The sequence below is a fragment of the Caballeronia ptereochthonis genome (genome assembly GCF_001545075.1).
Lineage (GTDB): Bacteria > Pseudomonadota > Gammaproteobacteria > Burkholderiales > Burkholderiaceae > Caballeronia > Caballeronia ptereochthonis.
In genome coordinates this window covers 42,690-65,081 of the sequence record NZ_FCOB02000034.1, presented here as the reverse complement: position 1 = coordinate 65,081, position 22,392 = coordinate 42,690, and the positions used below count along the sequence as shown (strand labels likewise).

At 63.0% G+C, this 22,392-nt stretch carries 19 protein-coding genes; 1 reads left to right on the top strand and 18 read right to left on the bottom strand.

The window, feature by feature from the left end:
- Positions 1 to 33 precede the first annotated feature (33 nt).
- From AWB83_RS28885 to AWB83_RS28850, 9 genes are all read right to left on the bottom strand, one after another.
- Positions 34 to 390, bottom strand: a complete 357-nt coding sequence (locus AWB83_RS28885; RefSeq protein ID WP_087049041.1) for a DUF4150 domain-containing protein — start codon at positions 388 to 390, stop codon at positions 34 to 36.
- Between the two features lie 54 nt (positions 391 to 444).
- Positions 445 to 1,782 (bottom strand): DUF2169 family type VI secretion system accessory protein, encoded by a 1,338-nt coding sequence (locus AWB83_RS28880; RefSeq protein ID WP_087049040.1) that lies wholly within the window; start codon positions 1,780 to 1,782, stop codon positions 445 to 447.
- Positions 1,783 to 1,840: 58 nt separating this feature from the next.
- Positions 1,841 to 3,985: a type VI secretion system Vgr family protein gene (locus AWB83_RS28875; RefSeq protein ID WP_244197922.1), complete on the bottom strand. Its 2,145-nt coding sequence runs from the start codon at positions 3,983 to 3,985 to the stop codon at positions 1,841 to 1,843.
- Positions 3,986 to 4,151: 166 nt separating this feature from the next.
- Entirely contained in the window at positions 4,152 to 5,300 is a 1,149-nt protein-coding gene (gene tssG, locus AWB83_RS28870; protein WP_087049039.1) for a type VI secretion system baseplate subunit TssG, read from the bottom strand.
- Entirely contained in the window at positions 5,300 to 7,195 is a 1,896-nt protein-coding gene (gene tssF, locus AWB83_RS28865) for a type VI secretion system baseplate subunit TssF (RefSeq protein ID WP_087049038.1), read from the bottom strand. The genes tssG and tssF overlap by 1 nt, the downstream gene beginning before the upstream one ends.
- A 30-nt stretch (positions 7,196 to 7,225) precedes the next feature.
- On the bottom strand, positions 7,226 to 7,744 hold the full coding sequence (tssE, locus tag AWB83_RS28860) for a type VI secretion system baseplate subunit TssE (RefSeq protein ID WP_087049037.1): 519 nt from the start codon (positions 7,742 to 7,744) through the stop codon (positions 7,226 to 7,228).
- Positions 7,741 to 8,091, bottom strand: coding sequence for a hypothetical protein (locus AWB83_RS36565; RefSeq protein WP_159463087.1), 351 nt, complete (start codon positions 8,089 to 8,091; stop codon positions 7,741 to 7,743). The genes tssE and AWB83_RS36565 overlap by 4 nt, the downstream gene beginning before the upstream one ends.
- 269 nt (positions 8,092 to 8,360) lie before the next feature.
- Positions 8,361 to 9,569 (bottom strand): benzoate/H(+) symporter BenE family transporter, encoded by a 1,209-nt coding sequence (locus tag AWB83_RS28855; RefSeq protein ID WP_087049036.1) that lies wholly within the window; start codon positions 9,567 to 9,569, stop codon positions 8,361 to 8,363.
- Positions 9,570 to 9,639: 70 nt separating this feature from the next.
- Complete coding sequence (locus AWB83_RS28850; protein ID WP_167389177.1) at positions 9,640 to 10,965, bottom strand: MFS transporter; 1,326 nt, start codon at positions 10,963 to 10,965, stop codon at positions 9,640 to 9,642.
- A gap of 406 nt (positions 10,966 to 11,371) precedes the next feature.
- Between AWB83_RS28850 and AWB83_RS28845 the strand changes: the two genes are divergently transcribed.
- A complete protein-coding gene (locus tag AWB83_RS28845) occupies positions 11,372 to 11,878 on the top strand; it encodes a MarR family winged helix-turn-helix transcriptional regulator (RefSeq protein WP_208636815.1) in 507 nt (168 codons plus the stop codon).
- Here AWB83_RS28845 and AWB83_RS28840 read toward each other — a convergent pair whose 3' ends face one another.
- The 9 genes from AWB83_RS28840 to AWB83_RS28800 all read right to left on the bottom strand — a co-directional run bounded on the left by AWB83_RS28840 (position 11,879) and on the right by AWB83_RS28800 (position 22,380).
- On the bottom strand, positions 11,879 to 13,474 hold the full coding sequence (locus AWB83_RS28840) for an MFS transporter (protein WP_087049034.1): 1,596 nt from the start codon (positions 13,472 to 13,474) through the stop codon (positions 11,879 to 11,881).
- A gap of 79 nt (positions 13,475 to 13,553) precedes the next feature.
- Positions 13,554 to 14,177: an N-carbamoylsarcosine amidohydrolase gene (locus AWB83_RS28835; protein ID WP_087049033.1), complete on the bottom strand. Its 624-nt coding sequence runs from the start codon at positions 14,175 to 14,177 to the stop codon at positions 13,554 to 13,556.
- Positions 14,178 to 14,194: 17 nt separating this feature from the next.
- Positions 14,195 to 15,229, bottom strand: coding sequence for a 2,5-dihydroxypyridine 5,6-dioxygenase NicX family protein (locus tag AWB83_RS28830; RefSeq protein ID WP_087049053.1), 1,035 nt, complete (start codon positions 15,227 to 15,229; stop codon positions 14,195 to 14,197).
- A 22-nt stretch (positions 15,230 to 15,251) separates the two neighbouring features.
- Positions 15,252 to 16,085: an alpha/beta fold hydrolase gene (locus AWB83_RS28825; protein WP_087049052.1), complete on the bottom strand. Its 834-nt coding sequence runs from the start codon at positions 16,083 to 16,085 to the stop codon at positions 15,252 to 15,254.
- A gap of 11 nt (positions 16,086 to 16,096) precedes the next feature.
- The gene (locus AWB83_RS28820) at positions 16,097 to 16,849 is read right to left on the bottom strand and encodes a maleate cis-trans isomerase family protein (RefSeq protein WP_087049051.1); all 753 of its coding nucleotides are present in this window, start codon (positions 16,847 to 16,849) and stop codon (positions 16,097 to 16,099) included.
- A gap of 34 nt (positions 16,850 to 16,883) precedes the next feature.
- Positions 16,884 to 17,849, bottom strand: coding sequence for an amidohydrolase family protein (locus AWB83_RS28815; protein WP_087049032.1), 966 nt, complete (start codon positions 17,847 to 17,849; stop codon positions 16,884 to 16,886).
- Between the two features lie 81 nt (positions 17,850 to 17,930).
- Positions 17,931 to 19,121, bottom strand: a complete 1,191-nt coding sequence (locus AWB83_RS28810) for a xanthine dehydrogenase family Fe-S subunit (protein ID WP_087049031.1) — start codon at positions 19,119 to 19,121, stop codon at positions 17,931 to 17,933.
- A gap of 11 nt (positions 19,122 to 19,132) precedes the next feature.
- Positions 19,133 to 19,969 carry an FAD binding domain-containing protein gene (locus AWB83_RS28805; RefSeq protein WP_087049030.1) on the bottom strand — a complete coding sequence of 279 codons (837 nt, stop codon included), beginning with the start codon at positions 19,967 to 19,969 and terminating at the stop codon, positions 19,133 to 19,135.
- Positions 19,966 to 22,380: a xanthine dehydrogenase family protein molybdopterin-binding subunit gene (locus AWB83_RS28800; protein ID WP_087049029.1), complete on the bottom strand. Its 2,415-nt coding sequence runs from the start codon at positions 22,378 to 22,380 to the stop codon at positions 19,966 to 19,968. The genes AWB83_RS28805 and AWB83_RS28800 overlap by 4 nt, the downstream gene beginning before the upstream one ends.
- Positions 22,381 to 22,392: the final 12 nt, after the last annotated feature.

Genomic DNA, 22,392 nt, shown 5'->3' with positions numbered 1-22,392 from the left:
GACGACCAAGACCGGCTTTCTCGTCATTTGATGCTAGGGCCCGTTCATCCAGAACACATCATTAGCGCGGACGATTGCCTTTCCCTGGAAGTTCACCGTGGTGCTATGCAGCAGCGGTCGAGTCTTCGATGCAGTAGTCCCGGTTTTGACGCCGCCAAGCGTGCCCGCCTCATCTCCTTGCGTAGTCGGAACGAAAGTCGTATCGAAGACGACAACCGGGTTCCCATTGACGTTTACGTTCGTCGTGGCAAGCTCCGCAGTCTGCAAGGATGCAACGACCTGGTATGGGACCGGGACAGGGATGCTTCCCAGCGGTGTCAGACATACATCCGGCGCGAGGCTGACGATCAGCCACGCGCCGTCCCGACGAGCAATGAGTTCCGTGGCCATATTACGGTATCCAGAATATTTATCCGTTCTTTGATCGGCAAGTAAGGAATGCCTCTAAGCACGTTGCAATTCCGTATCAGGTAACCGACGCAGCCGCACTTCAAGGCGCTCGACGCCGACGCTATTGACGAACTGAAAACGATGCGTGAGCGTCAGTGTCATGGCGTCCGTGTCGATCATTACCGTGTCTGTCTTCATGGGTAGCGGCAGACACAGGCCATCGTCGCAATGCAGGAATATGAGCGGCCAGTCACTTGGCAGATCGAGGCAAAGATAACCGTCCCGGGTCAGATCCGGAGTCGCCAGATTCCATAGCTCGATACGCGCGTCAGGAGGAAATGCCTCGATTTGCTGATCCCTTGGAGCGCAGTTCCAGTAGCCGAAATCGAAGTCGTCGGGCAGCAGGGGCCAACGTTCACTTCGCCATCTTCCGTCATAGGTGCCCGCCATCTGCAGCCGTGGCGCCCAGGACCGCCCGACGATGCCGAATCCGGCAGGAAGCTCGCCGTAATCTTGCGCGACGCGAATGAACTCATCCGGGTTCGTGGCGTCGATCTGTTCTGGATGCCGGATTACGACCGGCCGCGACATTGATCGCTTCGGATATGTGATCTGGGGCGCAGGCGTTCGCTCCAGTTGAGCCAGCCCCGCCTTGCGCAGCGCACCGAACTTGCGCTCCTCGATCCACCCACAACCGAGTGGATTGCTGTAACAGACCTCGTTCAGCAGGAACTCGGGCTCGTTCGAATCGTGAGCATGCCGAGGGTTACGCACCGCGCTGGTTCCGCCAAAGACATGCTCCCATCGCAAGGGGACTTGCGTCGTCGCTTGAGACGCACTCAGGCGCCAGCCGTCCGCATGACGGTAAAACTCGCGTGCGCCGGTGATCTGCAATGTCTTGTCCAACAAGACCCGGTGCGAACCAATGAAGCCGGGCGATGGATCGCGGACCGCCACGGGAATGGTCCAGCGCTCCGCGTAGCGCGCATCCACACAAGGTTTCAGCTTGAGCCTTTCATAAAGCTGGTAGATTTTCGATGCCGTCTGCAACGAAGATTGGGGTGAACTGACTCTGATCCGCGCGTCCCAGTGAGTTGTAGTCTTGCCATGCGGAGCATAAGTGTTGCCGCGAAGAAGCACGTCACAGCGCGGCTTGTAGGGCGCGAGATCACTTTCTTCCCGAACGCTGCTTTCGTTCACTGCGCCGTAGTAGTCGTCGCGAAAGCAAAGCGAGGCGGGTTCTTTCGAGGTCTCGACGATGAAGTTTCCCGGAATGCTCGTCGGCAATATCTGGTAACCGACCTTCATCACGACGACACGGAATGCTTCATCCGATAGGTCCAGCCCGTCAAAGCACAACGTGTCGAAGGGCGTCAGGTTCAGGAACTGCATCAAGTTACTCTGTATGTCTGTCCGGGACGTACTTGTTGTCCCGAAAGCCTTTAGCTGATCAGTTGATGTCCACCACCGCGCCACTGACGCTCACATGCTGCGCGCCCTGAACAGCGACCATCGTGCCGTTGATCGTGACGTTTCCATTGCTTTCCAGCGTGATGGAAGCCTGCCCGCACTGGAGGGTCAGCTTGTCCTTTGCGGCATAGCTGGCCGTTCCGCCTGATTGCACGTTGAGCATCTTTCCCGCATTCACTGCCAGCTTTTGCTGAACGGTATGGGTATGCCCGTTGCCAACCTGACTCGTCCAATCCGAACCTACTGTCAACTGGTAGTTGCCACCAACCGATTCCGTTCGCATTGCCCCCACGGTGAAGGCCGCATTGATGCCCACCTGGACTTCCTGACTGACACCGGTCGTAATCATCCGGTTGAGTCCGACTACCACCGTTTCGTTCATGCCAACGGCCTCGGTTCTGTTCATGCCTACGGCAATCGTTTCGTTCAGCGCGACCGTCTCTGTCCGGTTCTTATTGACCGCGACGGTTTCGTTGCCGTCGATCGACTTTTTCCGGTCGTTCCCGACCCGGTGACTCTCGTCGTGTTCCACCTCGATGCGCTGATCCTTCTCTGCATGCAACCAGATTTCCTCCTCGCCCTTGCGGTCTTCGAAACGAAGGGCGTTTGCATTGTCGTATCCGCCGTTTTTTGTCGATCGAGTCAGTACTCCGCTTTGCGTCGCGTTGTCGGGAAGCGTCCAGGGCGGCATCGACTCCGCGTTGTAGACCCGTCCGATCACGATCGGACGATCGGGATCGCCATTCTCGAAGTCGACGATGACTTCCGTTCCGATGCGCGGGATATTGATCGAGCCAAAGTTCGCTCCGGTCCAGGGATAGGACACGCGTACCCAGCATGACGAACTCTGATCCCTCACCCCCGAGCGATCCCAGTGAAAACCCAGCTTCACTCGCCCGTACTGATCGGTCCAGATCTCCTGTCCCGGCGGCCCCGTCACAATGGCGGTCTGCGGACCACTCGTGCGCGGCTTCGGATACCGGTCGCGCGGCGGTCGAAACACCGTCGTCGCCGGCTGCACGACGAACGAGGACATGAATGTGTACTTGCCCGAGCCACTCGCCTGGTTCGCCTCCGAAGCCGAAAGCGACGAAGTGATCACGAGGTATTCCCGATTGGCCGCCTCATGCGGAAAGCCTTCGAGGTTGAACGTCGTGCCGCAGACGATATCGCGCACATTGCCCGAGCCGCTGGCGCGATCGCCTTGCGCCCGCACTGCTTCCATGCGCAAGCGCGCAAACCGCGCGCCGCATGCCGGGTCGGTGTAATCGCCAGGCCATTCGTAGCGTTCGAGATCGTTGTGCGCCGTGTTCTGAGGCAGCTCGTTTTGCGCAATCAGCGCTGCCCGAGGCTTCTTGAAGTCGAAGTCATTGGTGGTCCAGCGTCCGGATTGCAGGCTTCCATTCAGGTCGAAGTGTTCGATGTACTCGGCATCCGTCCTGTGCCCTGGCGGAAAGTACCAGAGCGTTTTATAAGCTGCGCTCTCGACAGGCTTGTGCGCGCCGACCTGGTCGACCAGGACCATGCGGTGGAAGCCGTTGCTGTGCTCGAAGAACCAATAAATGCCGTGCTCGGCCATCAAGCGCTGAACGAAATGGAAATCGGTCTCGCCGTACTGAACCTGATAATCCAATACAGGATATTGTTCGGAGAGGCGCGTCTCGTACGAGTACATGTAGCTCTCGAACACCTCCTCGACGATCTCCACGACTGTCTTGCTTTGGAAAATCCTGAAGTCCGTACGCTGCTCCAGCAGCGACGCCCAGGGCTTGAGCACCAACTTGTAGAAGCTCTGCCGATCGGATTGGCCGGCGAAATGCGCTTGCGTGACGATGCCGCTGATTTCCCGCGTGCCCGCACCGATGTTGTTCGCACCGGTGGTCCCGCTCGCACCGGGCACGTGACTCCCCATCCCTTCGAGTTCGATGGATACGGTCAGCTCCTTGCCGATCATCGATTTCAAGTCCAGGTTCGCCGCCACCTTCTGCGGCACGACTGATTCGAGCGGCGTGTAGCAGTCGATCGCGTAGGAATAGATCTCCGAGAGGGTCTCGTTGCCCCGAATGGATCGCAAGATCAGCGCGGGCTCGCCCGTGGGCGCCGTCGGCAGCGCCGCGCCGCTCATGGTGACCGTGCGATATGGCGCACCGGGTGCGGCGAGCGCCGCGGCGCCAGTCGGCGATGCCGCGTGCCTGATCGTCCCCGCCGGCCTGTCGTGCGGCGGCACTGCGGTGCGCATGCTCGAAAGCCTCTCGCCTTCGAACGCCTTGGTCGCGAAGAATTTCGACACGTCAGGAACCCCTCGGAATGAAGCTGATGACTGGCAAAACGCGTCGACTGTCCGACATATCGCGTTCAGCGGTAGCGCTTTGCTCGTTGGCGTCTCGATCACGCGGTTGCCCGTCGCGAGTCACATAGTCCTCGGGATCGAACCGCATGCCGGTGATCGGTTTGCCGTCGGGCGAGTGCCCGAGCCATCCCGACCATCCCAACGCTTGCTCTCCACCGATCACCGCAGGCGGCGCGCCTCGTGGCTTGAGGCACAACTCCAGCTCCCACTGAAACTCCCGCCCGACGAAGCTGCGCACCATGTCGACGAGTTCCTGCAGCGCCGCGCCGCGCGGCGTGAAGCGCAGATACATGTCGATATCGACGGGTCCGATCACCAGGCGAAAGCGAAACTGACGGTCCGGCGCCTGCTCGCCGAGCATCGCGCCGTCGCCCATGACCGATGCCGCGGTGAGTTCGCCCAGATGCGTCTGTTCGTCGCGAGCCACCTTGACCCAATGGAAGACGTACTCGTCGAGGCTCACGGGCACGCCGAAATAGTGCTCCAGCGTCATGCGCAACCCATCCGGGTCACGCGCCTCGCGCACCAGGTTGGCCGATGCCGCCAGTTGCGCGTGCGCGGGCAACGCGCGGTCGGCAATTTCCGCGCAGTCTTGCCCAGTGAGACTCGCCACATAGAAAGAGAACGTCTCGTCATCCGCGCGATCCAGCCCCGCCGCCGCCTGAGCGGAGCTCCACGCGCGATACAGCAGCGTCAGATATCGATGATGGAAGATATCGAGAAAGCGGCTCAGCGTGCTGTCGCGCCGGCTTTCCTCACGCTCGCGCGCGATTTCCGTCACGTGAATGGGCAGCGGTCCGTTCGGACCGAGCGATCCGAGCCCGAACAGACGCACCTGCAAGCGCCCGTCCAGCTCACCGACGCTCGCAATCTCTCGCGGCGAAAACGCGAGGCTCGGTTGCTGTCCGAGGCGAAACGGTTCGGCGCCCGGACGCGTGGCGTTGCCGATCGGATCGATGCGGGCGTCAGCGCCAATGCGCCGCATCAGCGACAGAAAACCGAAACGCCAGGGTTCGGCCTGAAGGCGCCCGATGAATTCCGTTGAGCACGCGGACTTGCGCGGCAGGTCCGCGAAGGGAATGCGCTCCATCACGTCACCCCGCGCTTGCCCATGCGCACCGGCCAGCGCATGATGCGCCCGCGCTGCATCGAGATCAGCTCGGTTTGCGTGAATGAATTGATCGACACATGGCGCGCAAGATAATGTTCGAGGATCAACCCGATGAGATACGGGCTGGTTCCCGAGAAGCCGGTTTCGTCGACCGTCAACTGGCATTCGATGCCGCGTCCGAACACGAGCGGGCCGGCGCCAGGCAGCTTGCGCGTTACCGGGCTCGTCTTGACACCCACGAGGCTTTCGACCTGACGCTGATGCTCGGCGTCGTCACCGCTGAGAAAGAGCCTCAGCATGTCGCGCAAGCCCTGCCCGCCGGGCCGATGGTCGAGATCCTCCAGCGGCAGATAATTGAAGTTCAACTGCCGGATCAGACGCCATGCGGTCTCGCCTTCCGCATAGGGCGGGCGCGGTGCGCTGGGCGGCCGAATCAGCCCGATGCTCGCAATCGGCTCGCCGCTGTCTTCCGGCGGCTGAAAATCGTTCACTCCGTCGCGCGGCACGAGCAGCGGCAAGTCGCGGTTGGTCAGCCAAGCATCGGCCGAGAGATAACGCATGCCTTCGTGGTACGGCGCTTCGTGCTGATCGACGAGTGACACGAACGTCTCGGTGCCGATGTAAGGCGTGCGCGTGCCATAGCGTCGTGACTTGTCCGAAAGCAGACGCCGCTCGCGGCGCATCGAGAAGTAGCGGCCATGATTGCCTTCGTCACGATTGAGCGTCTGATAGAGCGCGCGGAATTCGAGTGTCTCGGAGTTCGCCTTGACGCGCGCATGCAACGCGTCGACCGAAAACACTTCGTAGTCGAGCGGCGACTGGCGTTTGGGCACCAGGTGAAACTCGGTGCCGGCCTCCGACAGTTCGATGCGATCCAGCCTGTGCGGAAACAGGTTGATGACGGGCGTGCAAAAGAGCGCGAAGCGCGACGCATCGACAAGACTCGCGAGCTGATGAGGTGCGCGATCGAGCAGCACGACGATCTCCGCTTCTGCGCCCTTGGCGCGTCCGAGTCCCTCCCGCAATCCCGAGAGCGTGAAGAAATAGAACCGGCTCGGGCACGCGAAATATTCATGCAGCAGGTTGTGCCCGTGGAACTTGGACCACGTGAGCGGCAGCATGCCCTGATTCGGGCCGAGCCCTTCATGGACCACGGCATCGGAGGTCACGGCCGCGAAGGGCCGGTTCGAGTCGCCGAATCCGTCCGGATCGCCGACGATCGACGCGAGCCCCGCCGCATGCACGAGCTCGAAGAGATGCGAGGCGACGTGCTCATCGCCCGTCAGATAGACCGGCAGACGATCCAGGTTCTCCAGTGTCGAGATGCGCGAACCGTTCGTGGTTCGAATGCGCAGACGCAGCGCGCCACGTATCTGGGCGTGCGCCGGAACATAGCGCTCGAGCCCCGGAATGTCGGGCGGAACACCGGTTAGCTTCGCGTGGACGATCTCCAGCGGATACAGCACGACATCCTGGCTCGTGCGAAACGTGCACGGCGTGCGCTCGCCGCTCGGCGTTCGCGTCCTGAGGGTCGTGCCGCGCCGCACGGCGAAGCCCTCGTTGAGGTTGCCTTTGGTATGGGCCGGATAAATGCGCGCCACCGCCATCGACGGCGTCGGCGAGACATAGTTCGGGTAGGTCACCTCGAGCAGGCGTTGCGTGAAGCGCGGAAACTCGGCATCGAGCTTGATCCTCATGCGCGCCGCCATGAAGCAGAAAGACTCGATCAGGCGCTCCACATAGGGGTCGGTCATCTCGCCAGCCTGCAGCCCGAGACGCCGCGCGATCTTCGGGTGCGCCAGCGCGAACTCGCCCGCGCTCTCGCGCAGGTAGATGAGCTCCTGGTTGTAGTACTCGAGTAGTCGCGGGTCCATGCGGCTTTCGGCGGTTTGTGTGCGGTCTGGTCAGGCTCGGCTTGTGTGCGCGTGCAGACGGCTCGTCTCCAGATCGAGCGAGCTTTGCACCATGAATTCCAGCGGATACGGTTCCGTCCGGATAAACCCGTGAATCTCGAAGGCCACCTGACCGTGGCGACCCTTTCGATCGTTGTCGCTCCTCGGTACCACCCGAATCGACGCGGGGACGAGCCGCGGCTCGAAGGTCAGAATCGCCTGCTTGATGGTCTGCTCGATATCCGACCACTGGCGCGTGGCCATGAACGCGCCCGTCAGCGGCGGCACGCCGAAGTTCACGGTCGACCCGGCGACATGCGGATAGCGTTGAGGATCGATCAGATCGCCCAGATTCGTGGCATTGAGCAGGTACGCGAGATCGCGCTGGATGATGTCGCGCAACTGCGCACGTGTGACCGCATATTCGCCGGGCACCTCGGTCTGCCGGTGCGGGGCATCGTCGCGCAGCCGGTCGATGAGCGTCGGCAACAGGTAGCTGTCGGCGCGACGCAAGCCGCGGGTGGTGGTCATGCCGTGCGCCCCTTCGTCCTGTTTTCCTCGACGCCACGCTTGCCGGGTTCATCGCCGTTCGGCCCGGCGCCGGGATTGAATGCTTTCTCGCTTGAATGAGCCTGAAAGACTGTGTGCGAATCGCATAGGTATTTGCGCATGGATTGCTCGAAACCGATTGGCTCCGCTCGCGCCTGTATTGCCTGATTTTTACCGAGGATAGTTGGAAGACTCATCGAATTCTCGTCGGTGCACGCGCCGTTATATTGACTGATCGAGATAAACGTCGCTTTTGATTTGTCTTTTCTCGCCGATTTACTCTGAAATCGGTCGCTATTAACGCACAATCGAGAGTTTACGTCCATCATCAAATAAATGCCTAAAAACAGCGATTTACTCACCCTTTTTTTAGAGTTGTAAATTTTGTTTAAAAACATGGGAATAGTTAAATTCAAAAGAGAATAGGAATTGTCGTGTTCAAATAATCCGGAAGATGCAGTTATTACGTCAATGCGTATTCAAACAACGCAAAAACGGGCTGATCGCCCATTTTCAGACGTCGAGAAGGATGCGAGGGCAGCGAAACCGGCGTGCGACGTACCTGCTTAACGACGACCGACTCCGGCCGCGAAGTCGTCTACGAATGAGCTTCGCCCGAATGAGGCCGCTCGATCGCGTAATAGACGAGACATCCCGCCACCACGCCCCAGAACGCAGCGCCGATGCCGAGCAGTGTCACATCGCTCAGGGTGACGACGAACACGATCATCGCGCTCAAGGGCAAGGCCGAGCGGAACGCGCTGATGAACGATTTTTCCAGCACGCCCATCATCGCGAGTCCGGCGAGTATCGCGATGTACACGCCCGGCAGGCTCGTCAGCAGGAACACATAAGCAGTGGCGAATACGCCGATCAGCGCGCATATGACACCCGCGATCAATGCGCCGATGTAATGTCGCCCATGCGTGCCGCCCGACACCAGAATCGCGTTGCTCGGCCCCGCCAGCACGGACGGACAGCCGCCGAACGGCGCGGTAATCGCCGTGAGCACGCCGCTATAGAGGGTCACGAGCCGCAGCGACGTGCGATAGCCCGAGGCGCGCGTCACCGCGATGCCTTGCGCATTCTGCACGAAGAGCACGGTGATGAGCATCGGCAGCAGGAGTTGCGAGATCGCGTGAATATCGAAGCGCGGCATGACGAGCGCCGGCGTGGCCGTCCATGCGCCGCCGGCATGGCTCGGCAACCGGAAGCCCGTGGCGAAGAGAATCGCCGCGCCAGTCAGCATCGCGCCGATGAGCGGCGGCATGGGCGCCGCATTGCGGCGTTCGAGCCACATCAGACCGAAGAACGTCAGCAGCATGCCGGCGCCGATGAGCGGCGCGGCCACGGTCGAATGCACGACGGCGAGCACGTACTTGATGAACAGCCCGGCGATCATCGCCATGACGATGGGCATCGGCACCCACCTGTCCAGCAAGCCGACGAGGTTCGTCACGCCGAGCACGAGCAGCACGGCCGCGCATACGAGATACGTGCCCACCGCCGCGCCGAAACCGTATTGCGCGATCACCGGCGCGGCGAGAATCGCGCCGGGAATCGTCCAGAGAAAGAGCAAGGGCTGGCGCGTCTTCCAGCTGATCGCGATGCTCGCGAACCCGTTGATGCCGATCGAGGCGAAGAGCCACGACGACGTCTGCGCGAAAGTCAGGCCGCCTTCCCGCGAGGCGGCGATGATGATCGCGACGGGTCCCGTCGCGGAAAAGCTCATGCTCGCGAACGCGAGCGTGAAGTACAGGAGCCACGACCGGCCGAGGCCGGTCCCGGATGCATCGCCAACAGACATAAGTCACGCTCGGACGGGAACTCGCCTGCGCCGGATTCCGCGCAGGGTCACAACGATCAAAGGCTCGACGTCAATGCACGGCCGCCGCTTCGGCATGCACGGGCGCACGCCAGATGAGGCCGATGATCACGCCGAGCACGCACAGCGCGCCAATGTACCATGCGGGCGCCATCGTGATGCCCTGCCGCCCCACCATGAACGAGGCGACCGCCGGTGCGGTGCCGCCGAAAATCGCGTAGGCGGTGTTGTACGAAAGCGCGAAACCCGTGAAGCGCACTTCGGGCGGAAAACTCTTCACGATGATGTACGGCCCGAGCGTGATGGTCCCGATCAGGAAGCCGCCGAGGACGTAGAGCGTCCACACCCACTGGCCGCCTGCGTTCAGGCTCATGTAGAACGCGCCGGAGACGAGCAGCATCGCGATACTGCCGATCGCGTAGGCGCGCCCTCCGCCGATCCTGTCGGCGGCCCATCCGGCGAACGTGCTGCCGAGGATCAGCCCGAGGATCGACCACGAGTTGTTGGTGAAGACGTCCTTCGGCGCGAAGTGGAACTGCGATTGCAGGAACGTCGGCGTGTAAAGGAAGTACAGCACGAAGATGCCCGAGAACACCCATGTCGCCAGCAGCGAGACGATGACCGCGCCTCGATGATCCTTCAGCACGACCGCGAGCGGCAGACGCGCGTCCGCTTCACGCTTCGCGCGCAGCGCCTCGAATACCGGCGTCTCCTGCAGATAGCGGCGCAGATAGACCGAGATCAGACCGAACACCCCGCCCGCGATGAACGGCAGACGCCAGCCCCAGCTCTTCAGATCGGCAGTCTCCATGTTGCCGATCAGGAACTTGGCCGACAGCGCGCCGAGCAGGATGCCCGTGCAGAGACCCGACATCAGCAGCCCGCACGCGAGACCCACGCGGTCGCGCTTCACGTGCTCCGCGCAGAAGATCCACGCGCCCGGCACTTCGCCGCCGACCGAAAGCCCCTGCAGGACGCGGCACAGCAGGAAGAGCAGCGGCGCGACGATGCCGAGCGTCGCGTAGCTCGGCAACAGACCGATGAGCAGCGTCGGCGCGGCCATCAAAAACAGGCTCAGCGCGAACATCTTCTTGCGGCCGATGCGGTCGCCGAAGTGTGCGAAGAAAATGCCGCCGATCGGACGAACGAGATAGCCCGCCGCGAAAATACAGAACACTTCGAGCTGCGAGAGCCATTCGGGCGTCTGCGGCGGGAAGAACACGGTCGCCAGCAGCTTGGTGAAGAACACCGCGACGATGAAATCGTAGTACTCCAGCGCACCGCCGAGCGACGCCAGCATCAGCGTCTTGATATCGTTGCGTGACATCGACCGCCCTTGAATGGCGACGTCGTCCGTCTGTACAGGGGTAGAACTCATCTTTGGCTCCAGACTCCGAGTGAGGTGACGTTTAACGCATTCGCCATTTAATCAGCATGCTGATTATTCGTGCGTCCGGCTCCATGGAACGCACGAGCAGATCCGCTCTGATGCCTGCGCGACGCATCGTTCTGTTGACTTCGTGTATTGACATCCATCATTGACTTCTTGCGCTGCTGCCATCAGCATTTCGTCAGTACGCTGATAGATAGCTTTGTATCCGGAAAAAAATGGCAGCGCAACTCTGATTGCACCTACAATTTCGCGATGGTCCGTGGCTCCGGTTGCAGTGCATCGACACCGTGCGCGCACATGTTCGTGACATCGCCCATGACATCGCCTATGACATCGCGACGTGCGAACGCTACACTCCTGAGTGACACGACTTCTTCCAGAAAGGTGAAGGATGGGCACCGTAGCCGAGAAAAAAGCGGCCGCTTCCGATAGCGGAATCGAGACCGGCCATTTGTGGCAGCGCCCGGGGTTTCTGATCCGGCGGCTCAATCAGATCCATATCGCGCTCTTCTTCGAGTGCTGCAAGGACTTCGCCATCACGCCGGTGCAGTATGGCTTGCTGACGACACTGAGCGAGCGTCCCGGGCTCGATCAGACCTCGCTGTGCGCGGAAGTCGGCGTCGATCGGACCACCATGGCCGACGTGCTGCGCCGCCTCGAGGAGCGCGGCCTCGTCAAGCGTGAGCCGAGCCCGCACGACGGGCGTCTCAAGATCGCCAACATCACCGCGAAAGGACGTCGCGTGATGAAGGACATGTACGGCAGCATGCGCGAAGCCCAGGTGAGGTTCCTGAACCCGCTGAGCCCCGAAGATCGCGTTCATTTCGTGCGCATGATGATGCAACTCGTCGAAGGCAATAACCAGTACGGCCGCACCTCCCTCAAGCATTTCGACTGACTACTGTGTGATATCGCGGCGGTACGTCTCCGGCACGAAGAGCGCGCCGACCGCGAACGACACGGCGGCGATCACGATCGGATACCAGAGCCCGAAGTACACGTTGCCGCGCGCGACCGCCATCGCGGACACCACGAAAGGCAGCATGCCGCCGAACCAGCCCGAGCCGAGATGGAACGGCAATGAAAGCGACGTATAGCGGATGCGCGCCGGGAAGAGCTCGACCATGAACGCGGCCATCGGTCCGTAGACCATCGCGAGGTAGAGCAGCAGTAGCCACATCAGGAAGACGACCATCGGCGCGTCGATCCTGGCGGGGTCGGCATGCGCGGACCAGCCCGAGGCGACCAGTGCTTTCTCCAGCTCGCGCCGGTCGTCGCCGTGCACCACGATCGAGCCGATCTCCGCCGATGCCCCCTCGCCCGCCCGCTGCGGCGCCTGACTGTACGACACGCCCGACGCACTCAGGAACGAGCGTATGCGGTCGCATTCCGTCACCGGCGCGGAGAACAGCGTGAAGCGGCAATCGTTCGCACGGACCGTCACGGGCGCCTGCTTCTGGAACGCTTCGAGCTGAGGATTCGCGTAATGCGTGAGCGCGTGGAAGATGGGCTGCGTGGTCGCGGCGAGCAAAAGGCACGCCAGCATCATGATCCACTTCCGCCCGATGCGATCCGACAGCCAGCCGAACACGAGGTAGAACGGAAACACGGCGATCAGCGCGATCGCAAGAAACAGACTCACCGTGTTCGGCGCGACCTTCAGCGTGTTCTGCAGGAAATACATCGAATAGAAGTGCCCGGTTCCGAACACGACGCCCACGCCCGAGGCCGTGCTGAACAGCATGATCAGCACGTACTTGAGATTCTCCCACTTGCCGAAGCTCTCCCCTATCGGCGATTTCGACAGCCGGCCCGCCTGCTTCATGTCGCGAAACGTCGGCGATTCGGCGAGCTTCGTGCGCAGATAGACCGAGACGGCCAGCAGCACGATCGAGATGACGAACGGCATGCGCCAGCCCCAGCTCTGGAACGCGGCTTCGTCCATCGCGGCGCGGCTCACGCTGACCGCGGCGATCGAGGCGAGCAGCCCGAGCGTCGCCGTGGTTTGCAGCGAGCTCGTATGGAAGCCGCGACGCTCGGCCGGTGAATGCTCGGCGAGATAGGTCGCGGCGCCGCCGGTTTCGCCGCCGAGCGCGAAACCCTGCAAAAGCCGCAGTGAGACGAGCAGGACCGGTGCCATCATGCCGATCTTCTCGAACGACGGCAGCAAGCCCACCCCGACGGTCGCGACGCCCATCAGCACGATGGTCGCCATGAACGTGTACTTGCGCCCGATCCGGTCGCCGAGCCGTCCGAAGAAAAGCGCGCCGAGCGGACGCACGAGAAAGCCCGCGCCGAAAGTGGCGAGGCTCGCGAGAAAAGCGACGGTATCGTTGCCGCTCGGGAAGAACAAGGTGCTGAACGTGCCCGCCAGCGCGGCGTAGATGTAGAAGTCATACCATTCGAGCAGCGCGCCGAACGAAGACGCGATGATCAGCGTGAATTCCTGGCGCGTGACTACGCGGTGCGACCGCTCCGAAAGAGACGTGGCCATGTCGATCCCATGCGCGTGGCGGCCCGCTTGCGTGAAGCGCGCCGTACTACCGGATTTCTACCTGATTACTACCGGATGATCAAAGATCCTTGAGCAGTTCGAGCGCCTCGTCACGCTTCATCACGGCGGCGTACTTCTGCGCCATGTCGAAGAGATTCGCTTCGTGCGGCGCGATCGCACGGTCGCCGACGCAGTCGGAGAGCACGAACGGGCGAAAACCGTATTGCATCGCATCGACGACGGACGATCGCACGCAGCCGCTCGTCACCGCGCCCGCGATCACGAGCGTGCGCACGCCGTGCTGCGTGAGCCACGCCGCGAGCGGCGTGCCGAAGAACGCCGACGGCACCGTCTTGCGCACGACGAGTTCGCCCTTGCGCGGCGCGAGTTGCGGCACGATCGCGCTGTCGTGCGCTGCTTCCTTCAGCGCGAGCAGGCCCGGCACTTTCATCGTGAAGACATTGTGATCGGCGTCGTCGTCGGCGAAGACGATGCGGCTGTGCGCAACCGGCCAGCCCTTGTCACGCGCATGCGCGAGCAAGGGAATGGTGTGCTCGATGGCCTGCGGGATATTGCCGCCGCCGAACACTTCCGGATTCGCAAAGCCGTTCACGAAGTCGACGATCAACAGTCCGACCGGCGCTTTCGGCTCCAGCGTCGAGCCGAAGCTCTGACGCCTGTAGGTTTCGATATCGTGGGACATGTGCGTGTTTTTGTGATCTAGCGGTCGAGCACCGCGCCATCGCGAACGACGGCTTCGCCGTCGAGGAACACATCGCAATGACGCAAGGGAATGTCGATATGGCAGGCCGTCGTGCGGCTGCCGCCTGCTTCGTTGTTCGGGCCGAGCGAGAACAGGAAGTTGCCTTCGAAGGCGCGCGCGTCCATGCCGATGGTCGCCTCGCGATCGTACAGTCCGAGCGTTGACCAGTGCGCCCGCGGCTGCAAGCCCCATCCGATGTGCGAGATCGCGTACGCTTCGGGATCGTCGAACGTCGCCATGTATTCGCCGAGCAGTTGCGCGTCGACGCCGCCTTCGACGCGCGTCGCGTAGCCGCGCTCGACCGTGAGCTCGATGCGGTCCTGTACGTAGCTCTTCTGCGGCAGCAGGATATCGCCGCGATCGATCACGATGCGGCCATGCGCCTGGCCATCGTTCGGGAAGGTCAGCGCGAAGCCGCTCGGCCAGTGGTCCCAGCGTCCGGGTTCATCGACGAAACCGTATTCCGCGATCGGCTCGAACTCGCCCAGCGGGCAGCGGAAATCCGTGCCGGCCGCTGACACGATGTGCATCTCCTTCGCCCGCGCGATGCGCGCCTGTGCGGCAAGCACGCGTTCGCGATCTCCGGGCGCCGGCACGAGCCGCGTGAGCACTTCGGGCGGCTCCACGGCAAGCAGAATCTTCGTGCCGGTCTTGAGTATTTCCAGTTGCTCCGGCGAGAAGAGCAGCGTCATCAGATCGAGCACGAGATCGCTTTCCTTCAGCGCGGCGATGGCGGCGCGGTTGCCGGTCAGGGGCGTCGTGCCGAGGTAGGCGAGCGAGTCGCGGCTCAACGCTTTCTCGCCGTTCACGGGCGGAAGATCGAGACGATTGACGATCGCACCCATCGATTGCGCCGCGATCAGCGCGGTCGCAAGCGTCTGGGGATGCGTGGACGCGCTGGTGAGGATGGTGACCGTCTGCCCGGGTTCGAGACGCGAGAGCTTGAGCACCTTGGTCCACGCATCGACCATCTGGTAATCACTGACAGGCATGTTTGCCTCCTTGATGGCGGATTCAGCGGCGCGCGGCGAGCGGCGGAAGCGATGCACCGAGGAAATCGCCCAGCGCCGCGTAAAAGCCGGCTTCGTCGTCCCACGGAATCATGTGGCCGGCGTTCTGCACGCGCGTGTGATCGAGATGCGGCACGAGGGTGCGAATCTCGTCGACATCCGTGTCGCGCACCACGTCGCCCCGGCCCGCCGTGACGAGCAGCGCGGGAATCTTCAGATGCGGAAGATCGGCGTGAATGTCGTCGGTATGGAAACCTTCGAAGCTCGTGCGGATGGCGCGCTCGTCGCATGTATGCAGCCATTCGGCACGCAAAGCGAGCTGCTCATCGGTCCATGTCGGGCAGAAGGCGCGCATCGCGTCGGCGCTCATGCCATCGCGCGACTGGCGGATCGAATCGATGTACCACGGCAATTGCGACGGATAAGGACGGCGCCCGGGACCGGAAACCGGCGGGTCGATCATCGCGAGGCGCGCCATGGCCGCAGGCATCGAGCGCGCGGCGCGAACGCCGATGCGCGCGCCCATCGAATGACCGACGACGCTGTATCGAGCGAGGCCCAATGTAGTTGCAAATGCAATCAGATCGGCTGCTTGCGCATCGAGGCTGTAATCGAGTGAATCGGACACGGATGACAGACCGCGTCCGCGCACGTCGAGCACGTAGGTATCGAACACCTTGCCCATGTGCTCCGCGACGAAACCCCACGTGACCGCCGGGCTCGTGATGCCCGGCACGATGATCACCGGATCGCGTCCGGCGCGCGTGCCGCCATAGCGCAGATAGTGCTGACGGATGCCGTTCGCGTGAACATTCGCGCCGTATAAATAGGTCGACATGCCGGCCTCGATCAATACGCGCCGGACAGCAACGCGCCCGCTCCGGGAACGATCGCTTCCAGACCGAGTTGCCTGAGCATCGCGTAAGTCGTCGCGACCGCGGCCGTGACGACCGGCTTGCCCGTCATCGCCTCGACCTTTGCGATCACCGGCAGTGAGGGCATTTGCACGCATGCGGACAGGACGATGGCATCCGCCTCCTGATAGCGCGTCGACATCACGATTTCCGGCAGGCGAGCCGGATCGTGGCGGCCGACTTCGAGGTTGTCGGGAATCTCCAGCGCGCGATAGTCGATGACTTCGTAGTCTTCGTTGCGGATATAGTCGACCACGAGCTCGGTCAGCGGCTTCATGTAAGGCGCGACGACCACGACGCGCTTCGCGCCGATCACCTTCAATGCATCGACCAGCGCGCCCGCGCTCGTGATGACGGGTGCGGTGCCGCCATTCTCGACCGTGCGTTCATGCAGACGCTTCTGCGACACGCGGTGGTAACCGTGCCCCATCGCCATGATCGCGACCAGACAGGCATAGCCGAGCACATCGACGCGCGCATCCGAGAGCTCGACGGCGCAACGGTCCGACTCCGCGTCCATCGCGGCGAGTTCTTCCTTGACCACATTCTTCATGCGCATGCGGCTCGAATGGAACGTGAAGCGTTCGGGCCGGATCGTCTGGCGCGCGAGCAACATCGCGGGAATCTCGGTCTCCATCGTCGTGTTCGAGCTCGGCACGATCTGGCCGATTCGGTAGGGCTTCGTCATTTGCTGCTCCATGTCCTTGAGGTGTTCCGGTATGTCAAAGGCGGAAGATGCGTTCGGCGTTGCCGTGGCAGACGAGCGCGCGCGTGGCGTCGTCGAGCGGCGCCCGTTCGATGAAGTCCGCTGCGATCTCGGTCGATTCGTACGGATAGTCCACCGAGAACATCACCGCCTGCGCCCCCATCTCGCCGATCGCGCCCATGAGCGCAGGCGCAGAGCACACGCCCGACGTCGTGATCAGGATGTTCGTGCCGATGTACTCCGACGGCGCGCGTTCGAGACTCACGCCGTGCGAATAGACGGCGAAGCGGCTGTCGAAACGCCAGCGCAGGAACGGCAAGCCTTCGCCCATGTGGCCGAGAATGATCTTCAGATCGGGAAAACGATCGAACACGCCGCTGAACAGAAGACGCAGCGCGTGACTGCCGGTTTCGACGCCCCAGCCCCACGTCGCGCCGGTGAGCTCGGGATGACCGTCGAGCACGCGCGGATTCACGAATGCGTCGGTCGGATGCAGGTACAGAGGCACATCGAGTTCCTGCATGGTCGCCCAGAACGGGTCGTATGCGCGGTCGTCGTAGTAGACACCCAGCGTATGGCCGTTTACGAGCGCGCCCTTGAAACCGAGCTCGCGAACGGCGCGCGTCAATTCGTCGGATGCAGCCTGCGCCGTATGCATCGGCAAGGTCGCAAAACCGCCGAAGCGCGCCGGATGCCGCGCGATCTGCTGCGCGAGAAAGTCGTTGCTCTCCTTCGCGCGGCTGATCGCGAGCGCCGCATGGGGCTCGCCCTGCACGCTCGGCCCCGTCTGCGAAAGAATCGTGTAGTCGATGCCCGCGCGGTCCATTTCCACGATGCGCTGCTCGTCGAAATCGGCGAGACGCGCGGCGAGATCGCGCAGGACTTCGGGCGCGATGTGCTGCGTAAAGCTCTTGGAATACGCCTGAAAACCCGGTGTGCTGAAGTGCTCCTCCAGCGCAATCTTGCGAACCCGCTTGCTCATTTGAACCCCATTTAATCAGTAGGCTGACAATGTGATCGAAGTGAAGATCCGCCGGACCGCGCACGGCGCGGCCAGCGGAACTCAATCGCCCTTTCCGAAGAACCGCCTGATGCGGCCCCAGATGACGCTCCACACGAGGCTGCCCGCGTTGAACTTCGCCGCAGATGCCGATGCGGATGCCTCCGGCGCCGCGTTGCCGCCGAGTTGCGCGGTGATGCGCGCGCCGAAATCCGCGATCATCCGCCGCACGAAATCCTTCACCAGGCCCGAGCGCGAAAACTGCGCGAGCGGCCCTTGCAACATGTATTCGAGCGTGACGGCCACGCGCGTCTGCGCGCCGCCTGCCTCGCTCGTCAGCGCATATTTGACATCGCCGTTCGCGCGCGAGCGGCTGATGTTGTCCTGCCCCGCTCCACGCATGACGGCGCGATGCGCGGCGTCGTCGCGTTCCAGGCGTGCCGCGCCGGCGAAGTTCGCCGACATCGGGCCGAACTTGATTGCGATCTTCCCCTTCACGCTTTCGCCGTCATGTTCCAGCAGTTCCGCCCCGGGCAGGCAGGACGTGACGGATGGCAGATCGCCCATGAATGCCCAGACCTCGTCGAGCGCGAAGGGCACGACGAAGCTGTCGTCGATCGCAGTCCAGCCTTTGCGCTGCGCGGCGGGTTGAGCCGACGATGCAGTGCTCGCTGCGACAGGCACCTGCAAGGCGCTGGCCGGTGCGGCGGAGAACGTCTGGAACGCGGGCGACGACGTAGTTGCATCGCTAACTATTGCGCGCGCAACGGGCGCCTCGGCGATCGGATTCCCCTTGAGATCCTGAAGCACCGCCTTGATCGCCGCGACGATGCCCATATAGCCCGTACATCGGCACAGATTGCCCGACAGTTCGAGCCGGATGCGCGCTTCGTCGGCATCGGGGAAACGCCGCACGATGTCGCGCGCGGTGATCAGCATGCCCGGCGTGCAGTAGCCGCATTGCAGGCCGTGATGAATCGAGAAGGAACGGCGCAGGCGCTTCATCAGTTCGTCGTCGTCGAAGCCTTCGATGGTGCGCACCTTCTGCTGATCGCACGCAACCGCGAACGTGATGCACGAGCGCACCGGCTCGCCGTCGACGAGCACGGTACACGCGCCGCACACGCCGTGCTCGCAGCCGAGATGCGTGCCCGTGAGATTCTGCGTATCGCGCAGGAAGTCGCCGAGATGCACGCGCGATTCGACGTCGCTGCGCACGGAACAGTCGTTGATTGTGAGTTCGATGACGGACATTGCAGTCTCTTTCAGGCTCGGTTCGCGCTCGATGTGCCGAACGCCTGCGCGAGGCAGCGCTCGAGCGCCGCAGTATGAATCGATCGGTCGATGCTGTCCGCGTTGGGCATCGCGCTTGCAACCGCTTGCGCGAGCGCATCCTCGCTGGCGGCGGCCGGGCCGTGCTGCGCGATCTGTCGGGCGAGTTCGTCGAGCGCGGCCGGTGGCCCGTCGAGTGCGCCGAGCACGACGCGAGCGAGTCCGGTGCGCGCATCGAAAGCGGCAGCCGCGCTCGCGTGCGCGAATTCGCCGGTCTTGCGGCACAGCTTGTAATAGCCCCAGCGCAGCGTCGGGCCGAGTTTCGGCAGCAGTATGGCGGTGATGATCTCGCCTTCTCCGAGCAGCGTCGTGAATGCGCCGAGCATGAACTCGCTCGCGCGCACGTGCCGCGTGCCGCCCGCTTTGGACAACTCCAGACGCGCGTCCAGTGCCGACAATGCGAGCGGCCAGTCCGCGGCGGGATCGGCGTGCGCGAGGCTGCCGCCAATCGTGCCGCGGTTGCGGATCGCGCGATACGCGATGCCGCCAGCGACATGCTGCATGTACGGATGACGCAGGAGCGCGTGCTTGCCATCCTCGATTTCGGCATGCGTCACCGCCGCGCCCACACGCACGAAGTCGCCGGCTTCGGAGACGGTGCGCAGGTCAGCGATGCGCGATACATCGACGACGCGGCCCGGCCGTGCGAGACGCAGGTTCAGCATCGGACCCATCGACTGGCTGCCGGATATCGGCTTTGCGCTGTTCAACTCCCTGAGCGCTTCGGGCAGCGACGCCGCTCTCACATACTCGAATGCAGCGGCTTTCATCCCGCCACCTCCTGACTCAGCTCTTGCCTGCTCGCCGCCTTCGCGGCCTTCGCGGCCTTCGCCGCTTCGATCGCCGCGAGCAACCGGCGCGGCGTCAAAGGCGTTTCCGACACGAGCGCGCCGAGCGGCGTGAGCGCGTCGTTCACCGCGTTGAAGAGCGCAGCAGGCGGTGCGATCGCGCCGCCCTCGCCCACGCCTTTCGCGCCGAACTCCGTATAAGGCGACGGCGTTTCCATATGGATGATCTTGAGCGACGGCAACTCCGTCGGTCCCGGCAACATGTAATCGGCGAGTGTCGACGTGAGCGGCTGCGCGTTGTCGTCGTAGAGCGTTTCTTCGTAGAACGCGGTGCCGATGCCCTGCGCCGTGCCGCCGATCGTCTGTCCTTCGACGACCATGGGATTGATCATGCGGCCGCAATCCTCGACGATCACGTAATCGAGGATCTCGACATCGCCAGTCTTCGGATCGACGGCGACCGCTGCCGCGTGCGTCGCGTAGCTGAACGCGCCGGTATCGACTTTCGGCTTGAAGCCTTGCGTCGCTTCGAGACCGGCGAGATTGACGCCCGCGGGCAAGCGCTCCGGACGCAGATACCACGCAGCCGCGATCTCCTGAATCGACACGCTGCCCGTTGCGCCGATCACTTCGCCATTCTCGAAGCGCACGGTGCCCTGCTCTTCACCAAGCAGATGCGCGCCGATGAAAAGCAGACGCGGCACCAGCTCACGACAAGTCGTAGCGACCGCGCCGCCCGCCATCACGATGCTGCGCGACGCATACGTGCCCGTCGAATACGGTGTGAGGGCCGTGTCGCCATGCACGACCTTGATCTTTTGCAGCGGCACGCCAAGCACTTCGTTCGCGATCTGCGCGAGCGTCGTTTCCATGCCCTGTCCATGCGAATGAATGCCCGCACGCACTTCGAGCCCGCCATCGGCGGTGATGCGCACCGTCGCGAGATCGTAGCCCGGCACGACAGGCAAGCCCCACGACGCGAACACCGCCGTGCCGTGCGCGGACTGCTCGGTGAACGTTGCAAACCCGATACCGACGAGACGCCCATCGTTCCCACCGGTCTTCTGCCGCGCGCGCCACTTCGGAACGTCGAGTTGCGCCACCGCACGCCGCAGGCTTTCCTGGAAGTCGCCGCTGTCGTAGTGCTTCTTCACGACGTTCGTATAGGGCATGTCCGCGCCGCGCACGAGATTGTCGTGACGCACCTCCCACGCCTCGCGTCCAACTGCGCGCGCGATGGCATCCATCGTCAGCTCGATCGCGAAGCACACACCCGTGCGCGCCACGCCGCGATACGGCAAAAAGCCGGGCTTGTTGGTCGCCGCGCATTGCGTGCGGCAGCGGTAGCCCGAGAAATCGTACGGGCCGGGGAGATTGCCGAGCGCTTGCCCCGTCTCGAGGCCGATCGTGAAGGGCCACGCCGAATACGCGCCGCCGTCGATCAGAAGCTCCGCGTCGAGCGCGAGGAGACGACCGTTCCTGTCGGCATAGGCGGTCAGCTCGTAATGATGCTGACGCGTGTTCGCGCCGGCGATCAGGTGCTCGCGCCGATCCTCGATGAAACGGAACGGCTTCTTGTACGTAAGCGCGAGCCATGCGATGCACAACTCCTCCTGCTGGAGCACGCACTTGTAGCCGAACGCGCCGCCGACATCGGGCGAAATGACACGCACCTGTGCATGCTCGATGCCCAGACACTGCGACAGCACCGTGCGAATCATATGCGGCACTTGCGTCGACGTGATGACGACGAGTTGCGAATGCGTGTGGTCCCAGTAGGCGAGCACGGCCTTGCCTTCCATCGGCACCATGCACTGGCGCGCGAGATCGACCTTCTGCCGCACGACGACGGGCGCATCCTTCGCGCGCTCATCGAAGTCGACATCCGCCTTGAGGTCCAGAAAGAGATTGTCGGTCCAGTGATCGTGCACGCGGACATCGGTGCGTTCGCGCGCGGTGTATGCGTTCGCGAAGGCTGGCAACTCCTCCAGATCGAGTTCGATTTCCTCGGCGATATCCTCGGCCTGCGCGCGCGTCTTCGCGAAGCACATCGCCACCGGCTCGCCCACGAACCGCACCTTCCCCGACGCGAGCGGCGGATGCGACGAAGACTTGTACGACGGCAGGCTCGAGTCGGCGACGATATCGCTTGCCCCGTGCATGTCGTCGCGCAAGATCACCTGCCCCGCGTACCGCTCCGGCTTGCCGATGCGCACGATGCGCGCATGCGCGACGGGACTGCGCAGAAACGCGACTTCCTGCAAGTCGGGAAACGTATAGTCGGCAACGAACTTGCCCTTTCCATGCAGATGCCGCTCGTCCTCGCGACGCCTGACGCGCGCGCCGACGCCACCGCTTTCCGCCGGCGCTTCCGTGTGTTCCGTATCACTCATGCGCTCTCTCCG